This is a genomic window from Erwinia magellanica (assembly GCF_039023495.1).
In the GTDB taxonomy this organism is placed as follows: domain Bacteria; phylum Pseudomonadota; class Gammaproteobacteria; order Enterobacterales; family Enterobacteriaceae; genus Erwinia.
In genome coordinates, this window is record NZ_JBCHVC010000002.1 from 151,826 (window position 1) to 164,915 (window position 13,090).

A 13,090-nucleotide genomic window follows, 5' to 3' on the forward strand; every position below is an offset into this window, starting at 1 on the left:
GTGCGGGCAGGGTGATAAAGCTGACATCGCGACTTCACTGAACACCAGTACGGGTTAATTTTCTGCTTATGACTAATCGTTTAACTTCCAAAGACATCCTTGCGCTGGGCTTTATGACCTTTGCGCTGTTTGTGGGTGCAGGCAATATTATTTTCCCTCCGATGGTGGGGATTCAGTCTGGCGAACACGTGTGGATTGCCGCGCTGGGCTTTCTGATCACCGCGGTCGGCCTGCCGGTGATTACCGTGATTGCCCTGGCCCGCGTTGGCGGCGGTATTGATGCGCTGAGCACGCCAGTCGGCAAAGCTGCCGGTATTGTGCTGGCCACCGTCTGTTACCTGGCCGTCGGTCCGCTCTTCGCCACGCCACGCACGGCAACCGTCTCTTTTGAGGTTGGCCTCGCCCCTTTAACGGGTGACGGCCCTCTGCCGCTGCTTATTTACAGCCTGATCTACTTTTCACTGGTGATCGGCATCTCCCTCTATCCGGGCAAGCTGCTGGATACCGTCGGTCATTTCCTTGCGCCGCTGAAAATTATTGCGCTGGCCGTACTGGGCGTGGCGGCACTGATCTGGCCTGCTGGCGGCCTGGCACCTGCCACCGAAGCGTATCAGCATGCAGCCTTCTCCAGCGGCTTCATTAATGGTTATCTGACCATGGATACTTTAGGGGCGCTGGTCTTCGGTATTGTTATTGTCAATGCGGCTCGCTCGCGCGGAGTCAGCGATGCGAAACTGCTTACCCGTTATACCGTGCTGGCAGGATTGATTGCCGGTGTGGGGCTGACGCTGGTCTACCTGGCGCTGTTTAAACTGGGTTCAGACAGCTCCTCTATCGTGGATCAAAATGCCAACGGCGCAGCCATTTTGCATGCCTATGTGCAGCAGACCTTTGGCGGTATGGGCAGCCTGTTCCTGGCCGCGCTGATTTTCGTCGCCTGCATGGTAACGGCGGTGGGCCTGACTTGTGCCTGTGCGGAGTTCTTTGAACAGTATCTGCCGCTCTCTTACCGTCAGCTGGTGTTCGTGCTGGGCCTGTTCTCCATGCTGGTTTCTAACCTTGGACTGAGCCACCTGATTCAAATCTCAATCCCGGTTCTGACGGCTATTTATCCACCTTGCATTGTGCTGATCCTGCTGAGCTTTACGCTGAACTGGTGGAAGAAAAGCAGCCGCATTATTGCCCCCACCATGCTGGTCAGCCTGCTGTTTGGTATGATTGATGCGGTAAAAACTACCGACTGGAAAACATCGCTGCCCGCTTTCACTCAGCATCTGCCGCTGGCAGAGCAGGGTCTGGCCTGGCTGCCGCCTTCGCTGGCGATGCTGGTGCTGGTGGCGATCTTTGACCGCGTTTATGCCCGTCAGCAGGTGAATGCGCATCAGCAGTAAGCCTGGCGAGTAACGTTTCAGCACGCCTTCTCTGCCACGCGGCAGAGAAGGCCGACAGAGTAAAAACAGAAGTAGAAAGATGACAAAAAATACGCTCAAAAAGGGACTGAGTACCCGCCATATCCGCTTTATGGCACTCGGCTCGGCTATCGGTACCGGGCTTTTTTACGGTTCGGCAGATGCAATGAAAATGGCCGGGCCGAGCGTGATCCTCGCCTATATTATCGGCGGCGCTATCGCCTATATCATTATGCGTGCGCTGGGAGAAATGTCGGTCAACAACCCCCAGGCCAGCTCTTTTTCCCGCTATGCACAGGACTATCTTGGCCCGCTGGCGGGTTACATTACCGGCTGGACTTACTGTTTTGAAATTTTGATTGTCGCTATTGCGGACGTCACGGCATTTGGCATCTATATGGGCGTCTGGTTCCCGGATGTCCCGCACTGGATCTGGGTGCTCAGCGTGGTGCTGATCATCGGTGCCATCAATATGGCCACGGTGAAAGTGTTTGGCGAAGTGGAGTTCTGGCTCTCTCTGTTTAAAGTCGCGACTATCATCATTATGATCGTAGCCGGCATCGGTATCATCTTCTGGGGTATCGGCAACGGCGGCCAGCCAACCGGCATCCATAATCTGTGGACCAACGGCGGCTTCTTTGCCCACGGCGTGGTTGGCATGGTGCTCTCACTGCAAATCGTGATGTTTGCCTATGGCGGCATTGAGATTATCGGTATTACCGCCGGAGAAGCAAAAGATCCGGAAACCTCTATTCCGAAAGCCATTAACACCGTGCCGCTGCGTATTCTGGTGTTTTACGTCGGTACGCTGTTTGTGATTATGTCTGTTTACCCCTGGAACCAGGTAGGCACCAACGGCAGCCCGTTTGTGCTGACCTTCCAGCATATGGGCATTGCGGCGGCGGCAACTATCCTGAATTTTGTGGTGATCACCGCCTCCCTCTCCGCTATCAACAGCGATGTCTTTGGCGTAGGGCGCATGCTGCACGGTATGGCTGAACAGGGACACGCACCAAAAATGTTTGCGACCGTTTCACGTCGCGGTATTCCGTGGGTGACAGTGCTGGTGATGATGGCAGCAATGCTGGTTGCGGTTTACCTTAACTACCTGATGCCGGAAAAAGTGTTTTTGGTGATCGCTTCGCTGGCCACTTTTGCCACCGTCTGGGTATGGATAATGATCCTGTTCGCGCAGATTGGTTTCCGCCGCACCTTAAGCAAAGAGCAGGCTAAAGCCCTGAAGTTTGCCATGCCAGGCGGCGTTTTTACCGCGCTGGTGGGCATTCTTTTCCTGGTCTTTATCATTGGTCTGATTGGCTACTTCCCCGATACCCGCATCTCGCTGTATGTGGGTGCCGGCTGGATAGTGTTGCTGTTGGTGAGCTGGGGATTTGTGAAAAAGAAGATCGCCAGCGCATAACGGCTTCACTGTGAAAAGAGCCGCCCTTCAGGTCGATCCTGACGGGCGGTTTTTTTATGTCTGGCAACTGGCTGTTGTTGGTAAGGACAGCCACACGATTATTCTCTGGTCACTGTTCATCCGGCTTACTTCATAGCAAAAGCCGGTTAAGGCTGAGCAAATCAGCTGCACATGCCATAGCCTGCTTTAACTGTGCGGATAGCTGACGGCTACCTCAGGCGGATCTATATTCTTCTCAATAAGTTGCAGCGCTGTGTCAAACGGACAGAGGGTTCCCACGGAGGTAGCGCGGCAGTCTTTACCCTGCCACTCGGTTACCGAGAGCGGATCAGCCGGGGAGGGCGGCGTCAGCTGACGAATTTGATCAAGGCTTTGTGACTGAAAGTAGATCCTGAGAAAGCGCTCGCCATTACTGCTCCGCCAGCGTTCAAACACCAGGCTGCTGGCAGGCGGTATGTTTCCGCGCGGGTACTCTCCCTGCTGCCAGCTGAAGTTGATCAGGGTACGCAGATAAGCGATGTTGATATCGCTCGCCACATAGAGCAGCCAGCGAACGTCTGGTGGCAGCAGGTCTGCCTGATGCTGGCCGTTAGCTGAGGCCGGAGCTGGCTGGCCCTCCTGCTTCAACGCCTTCACAATCTGGTCCAGCAGCACCGATCCTCCCTTGCGTGCGGCGGAAGGCAAATCGTTGGTGTAGTCATATTTAGCCGTCAGTAACGGCAGGAGCTGACTGAGTTCAGCAGAAGAGTGGGCGTGGTCAAATGCAACAAGGGCGGCAGGCTGGTTTTCGCTCCAGGCCAGCCTGAGCGTTTCTGCCATCGCAGCCAGCGTATCCAGTCCCTCTATCGCCACGCCGCCGTTCGACCAGACCTTAAGCGCCCAGGGTTGTTCAAAAACCGGGCAGGGTTGATCTTCGCGGCAAACTGCTTTTTTCAGCGCGGCAATCTGTGGCTGCAAACGCTTTTCGGCCTGCTGTAAATCACCGCCCAGTGCGGCCAGCGCCTCCTGCCTGTTACGCTCCTTTTCTGCCGCGGTTGCTTTACCTATAGGGAAAGAAAAGAGCGGATCTTCATGGCTCAGCGCATGAACCGGCACGCCGCAGCCGGGAAAGGCCGCGGCAGACCAGGCTTCTGCGGTAGCCTGGGTACGTTGTAGCGTGCTGGCTCGGAGATAAACATCCTGCGGGCCAGGGCAGCCAGAAGGGAGCAGCCCAAGCTGACGATAGCGCTGGCTTTCATAGCGGGCCTTCAGCCAGGCAGCGGTGTAGCCATGTCCGGTTAACTTTCCCTCCTCTGTCAGCCAGCGAGGCCAGGCGCGCTGGCTCCCCGCTTCAATCAGCTTACGATCGCCAGCGGTGGGTGGACGCACGCCATGACGGCTGACTTCCACCACCTTTTCCAGCGTGTAATCAGGTTGAGCAGCTTGTGCAGAGTGGCTGAAGGGCAGGGAGAGAAACAGCATTAATAGCGCGGTGAGAAAGGGCACTCTTGCATCCATGTTCTTTTATTGCCTTGAATAAAGTGCGGGGCGAAACCTGACGGCTCCCGTTTCCCAGACAGTAACGTAATCCTGGCGGCAATGAAACCGCCAGGATCAGAGGAGCGCACTACAAATTATTGCCCAGAGCGATAGTGCTGCCAAGATCGGTCAGATGGTGCTTATCGTAATAGAGGGGTAAGCCTTTACTGGCAATCAGGCAGCCTTGTTGACTGCACAAATTATCTTTCAGCCGAATAACCTTAACGCCGGGCTGGGCAAAGCTCGCCAGGATTGTATTCACTTTATCTTCCGTCAGATGAAAGCGCAGGGTGCGGTCTGCAACGGTCTGATTGCTGTCGCTGAGCCAGGCATTAATCTTTTTACGCAGAGGAATGTGCTGCGTATTATTGAATCTCAGAGGATCAATATCAAGGCTGGGGGCATCTTCAATTAACGTCACCTTTTTATTCGCAGCCAGTAATTCTTTTACGACGTTACTCATGCCAGCATTCAGCGCCAGATAATTATCCGTGACTTTGCCATCAACAGAGCGATAGCCATAACCCGGAACTACCGAAAAACCTGAAGACCAGAAGGCAGTAATAACCACTTCATCTACTTTATCGCTGAGTAAAGTTTTCATCACTTCTTTATTAAAGGCAGTACATTGCTCCCCCTGTTGCGGATGTTCAACCATATAACGGCTGACGCCAATTAAGAAAGGGCAGGATGATTTCGTCAGTTCAAACATCGGTTTCTGCTTTCTTAAAGCATATTGGGCAACGGCAGCGCGCAGCGCAGCCGCATGGCTGTCGCCTATCAACGCTACCGCCGGAACGGCCACTTTCGGCATACAGAGACTGTCAGAGGAGGGGAGGTTTTCCCCGTAGGTCATCAGGCAGGGATTTTTTTCCGCCTCCACTTTAAACAGCTCGCCGTTATTGACCAGATCGACGACGCGATACTTGAGTCCACCGGCCATATAGACAGAGACAAAGGAGATAATGCCCACTACGCACAGGAGGGTATAAGAGGTGATGATCCGCTGTTTCGGTTGAGCAGGGCGGCGAAACGGTTTTTCCACAAAGTACCAGGAGAGCGTGGCGATAACCAGCGCACCTGCACTGATAGCAAGCCCCTGTATTGCGGTCAAGGGAGCCTCTGCACTGATGCGGGCGAGGCTGATTAAGGGCCAGTGCCAGAGATACCATGAGTATGAAACCTTGCCGATAAAGACCATCACACGATTTTCCAGCAGCCGCTGGTGCAGGGGAGTGTGTGTCAAAATAAGCAATACGGCGCCTGCTACGGGCAACAGTGCAAAATAGCCCGGAAACGCGCTCTCTTTATCCAGCAGAAAGACGGGAACCAGGATCAGCAGTAGTCCCGCCACTGCCAGCGGCAGGCTTTTACCGCCCGTGAGCGGCTGGCTGCGATAGAGAGCCAGCAATACGCCTGCGCCTAATTCCCAGGCCCGCGTATGCAGGAGGTAGAAAGCGCTGTTGCCGTTAATCGGGGTGATAACTATGCCCGCTACCAGCGAGGCGAGACTCAGAACCGTTATCACGACTTTAGGGGAGAAACGCAGTTTGTGCGCCAGAATCATTACAGCAGGCAGCACAAAATAGAATTGCTCCTCAATACCCAGCGACCAGGTCATCAGCATCGGGTTGAGATCGGCATTCGGGTTAAAATAATCGATGCCTTTTAATAACATCACATTGGGCACAAACAGCAGCACTGCGGTGATATATTTTGCCAGATCGCGAAATTCCAGCGGGGAAAGAATGCTGTAGCTTAATGCGGTGATGCAAAACAACATAAAAAACAGCGCCGGGGCAATACGGCGAATACGGCGGACGTAAAATTGTTGGAAGGTAAAGGTATTATTGCCGATCTCGCGAGAGATAATGCTGCCAATCAAAAAGCCGGAGATAACGAAAAAAACATCTACTCCAATAAAGCCGCCGCTTAACTCAGCCACGCCGGAATGGAAAAGCACCACCAGCAAAATAGCGAGAGCACGTAAACCATCAATATCTTTGCGATAAGAGAATGCATGAATATGGGACATAGTGACTCTTTCCGTAATGCCTGACAGCAGAAAATTGCATGGCAACGGTGGAATCCTCTCAACCTTTTCTGGTGAGGAAGATCCTTAATCACTGCCAACGCTGCGGGAAGCTATTTTTGACAGAGTAATAGGGGAAAGGGAATTATCCAATACAAAAATAGATAAAACGGAAGATTCGCAGGGATTATTCTTAGAAGGTAATGACGGTATATCCTGGCGGGATGCAGAAATCACAGAAATAAATGGATCTGAAAAGAAGGAGGCAGGGAAATAAAGGATAAATAAAAAAGGCCCGCCGAAGCGAGCCTTTCAGAGTCGGGGCTGTTACAGCTTAGCCGCGTTCTCAGAGAGGTATTTAGCCACGCCGTCTGGCGATGCGCCCATACCTTCTTTGCCTTTTTCCCACTGAGCCGGGCACACTTCGCCGTGCTCTTCGTGGAATTGCAGCGCGTCAACCATGCGCAGCATTTCGTCAACGTTACGGCCCAGTGGCAGATCGTTAACCACCTGGTGGCGAACCACACCCGCTTTGTCGATCAGGAATGAACCACGCAGCGCAACGCCTGCATCCGGATGTTCAATACCGTAAGCTTTCTGCACTTCACGCTTGATATCAGCAACCATGGCATATTTCACTTCGCCGATGCCGCCTTTTTCGATTGGGGTTTTGCGCCATGCGTTATGCACAAACTCAGAATCGAATGAAACGCCGACAACTTCCACGCCGCGCTTCTGGAACTCTTCGTAACGCTTGTCGAAGGCAATCAGCTCAGAAGGGCAAACGAAGGTGAAGTCCATTGGCCAGAAGAACACAACGGTAGCTTTACCAGCAGTGTGTTTTTTGAAGTTGAAGTTCTCAACAATTTCACCGTTGCCGAGTACGGCAGCAGCGGTAAAATCTGGGGCTTGACGAGTTACCAGGACCATGTTCACTCCTGTAGAAGTAGTTAGATTAAAGAGACAACGCGGAGTATAAAAGCGATGCCTGTAGAGGCACCAGCGTTAAACGCCGATTATTCAGATAGGTTAAACCTATCAAAAATTTAAAATTACTAAAGCAGCTCCATACAATAGCCCTTTTCAGCAAAAGGACAAGCGGAATTGCCGCTGGCGCTATCAAAGCGCCTGGCGTGAAGCCTTTTCCATCATAACCGGATAGAACTGCCAGAAAAAGTCGTTAAATTGCTGATAGTTTGTGATGAAATCCTGCCAGGAGTCCTCCAGCGCCGCCAGACGAGGACGGCGACTGGCCATACCGCGCAGCACCGGTTGCAGATAATCCGGCTCGGCATACTTCTCCATCCAACGCTCACTCCATAAATAACGGTTAAGATTCTGGAACCGCTCCGGAGTAGAGGCTAAATCGGGTTCGATCACAGATTTCGCCTGTGCCAGAAAAGTTGGCAGAGAAATTTCCGGCTGAATACTCCCCCAGTGGCGTGACAAAAAATGATCCCAAATCACGTCAAGAGTAATGGGGGAAACGCGACGGGTTTCGGGCCGGAAGAAGTCCCGTGCCGCACGCACTTCAGGCAGGGAGTCGGTCATCACGTCAATACGTCGGTGATGCAGAATGCCCTCTGCAACCGTTGCGGGCCACTCATTGTGCGGATTTCCCCGCACGAAATCGGCCATCAGGTTACCCAGAAGGGAGCTTTGGGCCAGCGAGGCCAGATGTAAATGCGCAAGAAAATTCATAAGTGCAGTATATCGTCTTATCCATTATTGCGGGGAGTTGTTTAGCTATGGGCGGTTTTCAGCTAGAATGTGCGCCCTGATTTCCCTGACTGTGAATGACCATGCGCGTTGCCGATTTTACTTTTGAGTTGCCCGAATCTTTGATTGCCCACTATCCGCAGGCTCAGCGTAGCGGATGCCGCCTTCTTTCCCTTAACGGGCCGGATGGGGCGCTGTCGCACGGGGTCTTTACGGATTTGTTGGAGAAACTCAATCCGGGCGATCTGCTGGTCTTCAACAATACGCGGGTGATCCCGGCTCGCATATTTGGCCGCAAAGTCAGCGGTGGCAAGATTGAAGTGCTGGTTGAACGTATGCTGGATGAGCATCGTGTGCTGGCGCATGTTCGTGCCTCAAAAGCGCCCAAACCTGGTGCAGAACTGCTGCTGGGAGACGACGAAAGCGTAAAGGCCACCATGGTCGCTCGTCATGACGCGCTCTTTGAGCTGCGTTTTGAGGATGAGCGCGCGGTGCTGGAGATCCTTAACGCCGTAGGGCATATGCCGCTGCCGCCTTATATCGATCGCCCGGATGAGGATGCTGACCGCGAACTCTATCAAACGGTTTATAGCGAGAAGCCGGGTGCCGTTGCCGCGCCAACTGCCGGGCTGCACTTCGACGAGCCGCTGCTGGCTGCGCTGCGGGCAAAAGGCATCGAGACGGCTTTCGTCACGCTGCATGTCGGCGCAGGAACTTTCCAGCCAGTCAGGGTTGAAAGTATTGAAGATCACATTATGCACGCCGAATATGCGGAAGTGCCGCAGGAGGTTGTGGATGCGGTGCTGGCCTGTAAAGCGCGTGGCAATCGTGTTGTGGCCGTGGGCACAACATCGGTACGATCGCTGGAAAGCGCGGCACAGGCGGCGAAAGAGGCGCTTATCGCCCCATTCTTTGACGATACCAAAATCTTTATCTATCCGGGCTACCACTATCAGGTAATTGATGCGCTGGTCACCAATTTCCACCTGCCGGAATCGACGCTTATCATGCTGGTCTCCGCCTTTGCTGGCTATCGTAATACGATGCACGCCTACCAGCAGGCAGTAGCAGAGCAGTACCGCTTCTTCAGCTATGGCGATGCGATGTATATCACCCATAATCCGGAAGCTGTCACCGAGAAAGTGGGCGAATAATTTTTTCTGTTGGCTCATGGGCCTGCACAAACGCGGCCGCACATGGTGTGCGGCTGTTAACACTTAACATCAGACTGTTTCTCTGCTGCGAACATTGTTCGGGCTGATGTAAGTGCGCTGCTTTACTTAATAATATCATTAACTTACTAGCGTTATTTTCGCGGCGTTTTTATCCGGCACATCGTCCTGTGCCAAAAATGTGACAATGCCGCTGAATCTGCTCAAATGTTCATCACTCAGGTGAGCGTATTTATTGACCATCTCCAGCTTCTCCCACCCTCCCATTTCTTTCAGCATCATTAGCGGTGTTCCGTTCTGAACATGCCAACTTGCCCAGGTGTGCCGGAAGTCGTGGAAGCGAAAATCTGACAAGCCCGACAGAGATAAAGCTTTTGCAAACTCAGTACGATTAATTTCATCTGCCATGCGTCCCTTATATGCGAACGGATATTCACTATCTCTTGGCAGATCGCGAAGAATTGCAACCGCCTCATCATTCAGTGGTAAGGGCCTGGCTTTCCCGGACTTGGCATCATCAGCAACGATGACCGCAACTTTTCTCCGCAAATCCACATTCACCCATTTCAGAGAAAATATTTCCCCCTTCCTTGCTCCGGTCAGGAGTGCAAAAGAGCAGATCGCCTTCATCCAGTCCGTCTGCAAATTCTCTATCAGTATTCTCGCCTGATGCTTTTCAATCCACCTTACCCGCACCTTTGGCTCTCTCAGAGAGGGAACGTGAGGGTTACGGTCTGTCCACCCTGATTTATGCGCCATAGAGAAAGCGCGCATGATGAACGACCGGTAACGGTTTTTCGTTGCATTGGCCAGCGGCTTCCTTGTCGCCTTGTGATGCGTCGGCAGGGAATCGAAAACTTCCTCGCCTGAGATAGACGATACCTTTCTGCCTGCAAAGAAGTGCAGGAAGTAACGCGCATAAATCTGCTTATTCTCAAATCCTGATTGCCCCTCCGCATCCCGCAAAGCGACAATCATCAAATCTTCAAACATCCTTTCAGGCCGCTTGTCCAGATTGCTAACGGCCCACATCTCATGCTTCAGCTTGTCGTGAAGCTGCTGAGCCTTTACCTTTTCCTTGGTGCCAGCAGAGCGTCTAGTTCTCGTTCCGTCTGGAGCGGAGACATCGATCCAGTACGTTTTACCCCGTTTGTAGATCGGCATTTCTTCTTCTCCTTACCGCCTACAACAGCCAGCCGGAAAACATTGTTATCGTTGGCGGACTGTTGGGCAAACTTTTTCAGGCTATCTTCGTTGGCGCGCCAGCAGCCGCCAACCTTGAACATGTGATATTTAGCGGGGTTCCGGTAGATGGTGCTTGCCGATATCTTTACGACAGCAGCAAGCTCCCGCACCGTCATAAAGTCGGTGGCAGCCATAGTTGACCTCGTTCAGAGTTTTTTGAATATCGCCCAGGCGATGATTGCGAATGCTATTGCGATGAGAATGTGGGGGAGGGGTTACATGCACTGCGCGTAATCAGCGCCGAGTAGATTAATCGCCTGACACATAGCGGACAGTCGGCCAGTCCGGGTGTATTCCACAGCTCGGGATTGGTAACCCGCCGGCTCACTGACCAGCACAACCCGATCGCCAAAGCAGATGTTCATATCCAGCAGGCTGGCCAGGAGCATGGCCTGAGTGATATCAACGTGTGGATGCCATGCCCAACCGATAGTTGCCCTGAGCGTGGATTTCTCCTGCGGACTGAATGAGCAGCTCTCTGCTGCCTTCAGCGAGAGCGAGCAGACTTCCTGAATGCTGAGTTGTGTGACTTCATCTTGAATCATGACCGGGACTCCCGTTAGCCTCGACCTAACCGCTGACACACGACATTCAGCCATAGCCATGCCAGCCCACGATGTTTAGCAGGGATCAGGGTTTCAATGTGCTTGGCGTGTTTGTCGAGTATCTGCCGGTAGGTTAAGGTGTTTGATTGGTTGGTGAATTCTTTAAGCGCCGCTCTGGCTATGCTGTTGATCGCGTTCTCCGCTTCCGGCGTCATTCCGCCTCCCCATACAATCAGCCCATACCTCACGGGCCAGAGAACAGCGCAGTATGCTCCAGATAATCCGCCGCTTACCTGTCACCCCGGCATGAACGATTACCTCATCCATATATTGCTCGAAAGACTTCTCTGCTTCGTTCATTACGCCACCTTCCGCTGCTGGTTAGCCCGCACCCACTTCTCATCATCTTCCCTGCATTCCGGGCAACAGTAATTCGTGCCTGGCTGTGATGCTTCCCCACAATCCCCGTTCCGGCAAACTGCTGACGGCGGCTCCGGCTTCTTCCTGTTCTTCAGCGCCAGTTCGCGCTCCCACTCTTCACGTTCAAAGGCTTCATCGGCTATGTCGCACATGCGTTACTCCTGAATTTTGGGCGTAAAAAAACCTGCCGGAGCAGGTTGTTAGTTTAGAGATTGGTTCGTATCTTCAGTAAAAATGTGTAGCTCTTGCTATCCGAATGGATATATTCAAACCTTTTAAAGCCGCCTTCTCCTACCTTAAGCTCAACTAAATCACCCAAGTTGTTCTCGGCAAAGCACAAATCAGAAACTGTAGATATAACAAACTCAAGTGTTATTTCATTTGTTATAAAATCTAAGTTGATGCTTGGGAAAGAGGCCGAGGTTAATTCTCCGGATAGAAGATAGTTATCTTTATCCTTTAAAGTTACTGGTAAGCCTTTCATTTTTCTTCCTTCTGATAAACCGGGTCATTCCCCCGCGGGTGCTTCATCGACTCTTCCCTGTAGAACTTGAGGCGCTGCTGAAAGTATTCCCTCATCTCAGCTGGCGGCTGCATCTCAACCTCATGCGCGAGAACCGGCTGATTCATTCGCTCTTTGTAAGCCACGCCGGAAACGGCTAAATCCACGCTTACCCGGTGCGTTATTCTCTTTCATATTTAAATGAATTATGATTCGTTCTCAGAAGGAAAAAATAACTCTCTAAAATCCAGTATTTTTTCAGATTTTACAACAATGCCGAGGTTCATCATTATTCCAGTAGTTGTGACTGCTTTTGAACTTGTAGGGATGTTAATAATATTAACTTCACCATTTGCATTGAATATTGGACCTTTATGCAACACCCCTAACAATAGCAGGCGGCCATTAGGGCTAGTCACCATTGAATTTCCTGAGGTGAACGCGCCCTCATCGAATACATATACTGGAGATCCGCTTGAACCGGGAAAGCAAGCCATGTCAATCATAAAGTCCGGCTGTCCCTGCCAATCCTCATGTAGGTTGGAGGCTGTAATCCCTCTTCGTGTTATTGGTTTATTATTTACATCATCCCATAATGCGTTAGGATATCCAGTCATATGCACAGTCTGTATGTTTGACAGTGTGTTGAAAATATCTTTTTCACCATTAGCTATAAATATATCGCTTTCTATATATGGGCAATAAATTGCTTCTTTCCCTAAGTTATTGAGATAATCAAAGGCAGGCTTTAATGCTATTGTGCATAAATCAATTTTCGGATCGGGATGCATTGTTATGAATTTTTGAAGATCAAAATATTTCACGGTATCTAGTTTATTATGTTTTCCAGACTTTATATCTAAAGTGTGAAAGTAAAGCTCTGCGCTGCTCATATCTTTGATTACATGTTTATTAGTGATGAGTACCGGTGCGTAAAGTGATTTTTCGCCATGAAAAGTGAAGAAAAAACCAGTCCCCACAGATAATCCTCCGTCGCACACTATCCTTAAAGTACTATACTCTAGACTTTCAGCTCTGCTTTTAATTTCAAAAGACATGATTTCCTCCGCGTAGTTTTATTAACTTATATCATTATAACTAATAAATA

The 13,090-nt window shown here is 51.5% G+C and carries 14 protein-coding genes; 3 read left to right on the plus strand and 11 right to left on the minus strand.

Going from position 1 to position 13,090, the window contains the following annotated elements:
* Positions 1–68: 68 nt before the first annotated feature.
* Both brnQ and proY read left to right on the plus strand, forming a co-directional pair.
* Positions 69–1,391 carry a branched-chain amino acid transport system II carrier protein gene (gene brnQ, locus AAH450_RS07760; protein WP_342909722.1) on the plus strand — a complete coding sequence of 441 codons (1,323 nt, stop codon included), beginning with the start codon at positions 69–71 and terminating at the stop codon, positions 1,389–1,391.
* Between the two features lie 79 nt (positions 1,392–1,470).
* Positions 1,471–2,829, plus strand: coding sequence for a proline-specific permease ProY (gene proY, locus AAH450_RS07765; protein ID WP_342909723.1), 1,359 nt, complete (start codon positions 1,471–1,473; stop codon positions 2,827–2,829).
* Positions 2,830–3,015: 186 nt separating this feature from the next.
* Here proY and AAH450_RS07770 read toward each other — a convergent pair whose 3' ends face one another.
* From AAH450_RS07770 to AAH450_RS07785, 4 genes are all read right to left on the minus strand, one after another.
* Positions 3,016–4,326 (minus strand): histidine-type phosphatase, encoded by a 1,311-nt coding sequence (locus tag AAH450_RS07770; RefSeq protein ID WP_342909724.1) that lies wholly within the window; start codon positions 4,324–4,326, stop codon positions 3,016–3,018.
* Between the two features lie 109 nt (positions 4,327–4,435).
* The gene (locus tag AAH450_RS07775; RefSeq protein ID WP_342909725.1) at positions 4,436–6,382 is read right to left on the minus strand and encodes an acyltransferase family protein; all 1,947 of its coding nucleotides are present in this window, start codon (positions 6,380–6,382) and stop codon (positions 4,436–4,438) included.
* A 324-nt stretch (positions 6,383–6,706) separates the two neighbouring features.
* Complete coding sequence (locus tag AAH450_RS07780; RefSeq protein ID WP_318789891.1) at positions 6,707–7,309, minus strand: peroxiredoxin C; 603 nt, start codon at positions 7,307–7,309, stop codon at positions 6,707–6,709.
* A gap of 189 nt (positions 7,310–7,498) precedes the next feature.
* The gene (locus tag AAH450_RS07785) at positions 7,499–8,080 is read right to left on the minus strand and encodes an ACP phosphodiesterase (protein ID WP_342909726.1); all 582 of its coding nucleotides are present in this window, start codon (positions 8,078–8,080) and stop codon (positions 7,499–7,501) included.
* Between the two features lie 101 nt (positions 8,081–8,181).
* On the opposite strand from AAH450_RS07785, the gene queA reads away from it, so the two are divergent.
* Positions 8,182–9,252 carry a tRNA preQ1(34) S-adenosylmethionine ribosyltransferase-isomerase QueA gene (queA, locus tag AAH450_RS07790; protein ID WP_342910365.1) on the plus strand — a complete coding sequence of 357 codons (1,071 nt, stop codon included), beginning with the start codon at positions 8,182–8,184 and terminating at the stop codon, positions 9,250–9,252.
* A gap of 138 nt (positions 9,253–9,390) precedes the next feature.
* Here the strand turns inward: queA and AAH450_RS07795 are convergent, their stop codons facing one another.
* From AAH450_RS07795 to AAH450_RS07825, 7 genes are all read right to left on the minus strand, one after another.
* Positions 9,391–10,434: a tyrosine-type recombinase/integrase gene (locus AAH450_RS07795; protein WP_342909727.1), complete on the minus strand. Its 1,044-nt coding sequence runs from the start codon at positions 10,432–10,434 to the stop codon at positions 9,391–9,393.
* A 296-nt stretch (positions 10,435–10,730) separates the two neighbouring features.
* Positions 10,731–11,060: a hypothetical protein gene (locus AAH450_RS07800; protein WP_342909728.1), complete on the minus strand. Its 330-nt coding sequence runs from the start codon at positions 11,058–11,060 to the stop codon at positions 10,731–10,733.
* A gap of 14 nt (positions 11,061–11,074) precedes the next feature.
* Entirely contained in the window at positions 11,075–11,275 is a 201-nt protein-coding gene (locus AAH450_RS07805) for a hypothetical protein (protein WP_342909729.1), read from the minus strand.
* A gap of 144 nt (positions 11,276–11,419) precedes the next feature.
* Complete coding sequence (locus AAH450_RS07810) at positions 11,420–11,632, minus strand: hypothetical protein (RefSeq protein WP_342909730.1); 213 nt, start codon at positions 11,630–11,632, stop codon at positions 11,420–11,422.
* 53 nt (positions 11,633–11,685) lie between these two features.
* The gene (locus AAH450_RS07815) at positions 11,686–11,964 is read right to left on the minus strand and encodes a hypothetical protein (RefSeq protein ID WP_342909731.1); all 279 of its coding nucleotides are present in this window, start codon (positions 11,962–11,964) and stop codon (positions 11,686–11,688) included.
* A complete protein-coding gene (locus AAH450_RS07820; protein WP_342910366.1) occupies positions 11,961–12,167 on the minus strand; it encodes a DNA polymerase III subunit theta in 207 nt (68 codons plus the stop codon). Before AAH450_RS07820 ends, AAH450_RS07815 begins: the two co-directional genes overlap by 4 nt.
* 21 nt (positions 12,168–12,188) lie before the next feature.
* Positions 12,189–13,040: a S1 family peptidase gene (locus AAH450_RS07825; RefSeq protein ID WP_342909732.1), complete on the minus strand. Its 852-nt coding sequence runs from the start codon at positions 13,038–13,040 to the stop codon at positions 12,189–12,191.
* Positions 13,041–13,090 lie beyond the last annotated feature (50 nt).

Bases quoted from the DNA above. Each gene is read 5' to 3' on its own strand.
- brnQ (WP_342909722.1), top strand. From the start codon at position 69: ATGACTAATCGTTTAACTTCCAAAGACATCCTTGCGCTGGGCTTTATG.
- proY (WP_342909723.1), top strand. From the start codon at position 1,471: ATGACAAAAAATACGCTCAAAAAGGGACTGAGTACCCGCCATATCCGC.
- AAH450_RS07770 (WP_342909724.1), bottom strand. From the start codon at position 4,326: ATGGATGCAAGAGTGCCCTTTCTCACCGCGCTATTAATGCTGTTTCTC.
- AAH450_RS07775 (WP_342909725.1), bottom strand. From the start codon at position 6,382: ATGTCCCATATTCATGCATTCTCTTATCGCAAAGATATTGATGGTTTA.
- AAH450_RS07780 (WP_318789891.1), bottom strand. From the start codon at position 7,309: ATGGTCCTGGTAACTCGTCAAGCCCCAGATTTTACCGCTGCTGCCGTA.
- AAH450_RS07785 (WP_342909726.1), bottom strand. From the start codon at position 8,080: ATGAATTTTCTTGCGCATTTACATCTGGCCTCGCTGGCCCAAAGCTCC.
- queA (WP_342910365.1), top strand. From the start codon at position 8,182: ATGCGCGTTGCCGATTTTACTTTTGAGTTGCCCGAATCTTTGATTGCC.
- AAH450_RS07795 (WP_342909727.1), bottom strand. From the start codon at position 10,434: ATGCCGATCTACAAACGGGGTAAAACGTACTGGATCGATGTCTCCGCT.
- AAH450_RS07800 (WP_342909728.1), bottom strand. From the start codon at position 11,060: ATGATTCAAGATGAAGTCACACAACTCAGCATTCAGGAAGTCTGCTCG.
- AAH450_RS07805 (WP_342909729.1), bottom strand. From the start codon at position 11,275: ATGACGCCGGAAGCGGAGAACGCGATCAACAGCATAGCCAGAGCGGCG.
- AAH450_RS07810 (WP_342909730.1), bottom strand. From the start codon at position 11,632: ATGTGCGACATAGCCGATGAAGCCTTTGAACGTGAAGAGTGGGAGCGC.
- AAH450_RS07815 (WP_342909731.1), bottom strand. From the start codon at position 11,964: ATGAAAGGCTTACCAGTAACTTTAAAGGATAAAGATAACTATCTTCTA.
- AAH450_RS07825 (WP_342909732.1), bottom strand. From the start codon at position 13,040: ATGTCTTTTGAAATTAAAAGCAGAGCTGAAAGTCTAGAGTATAGTACT.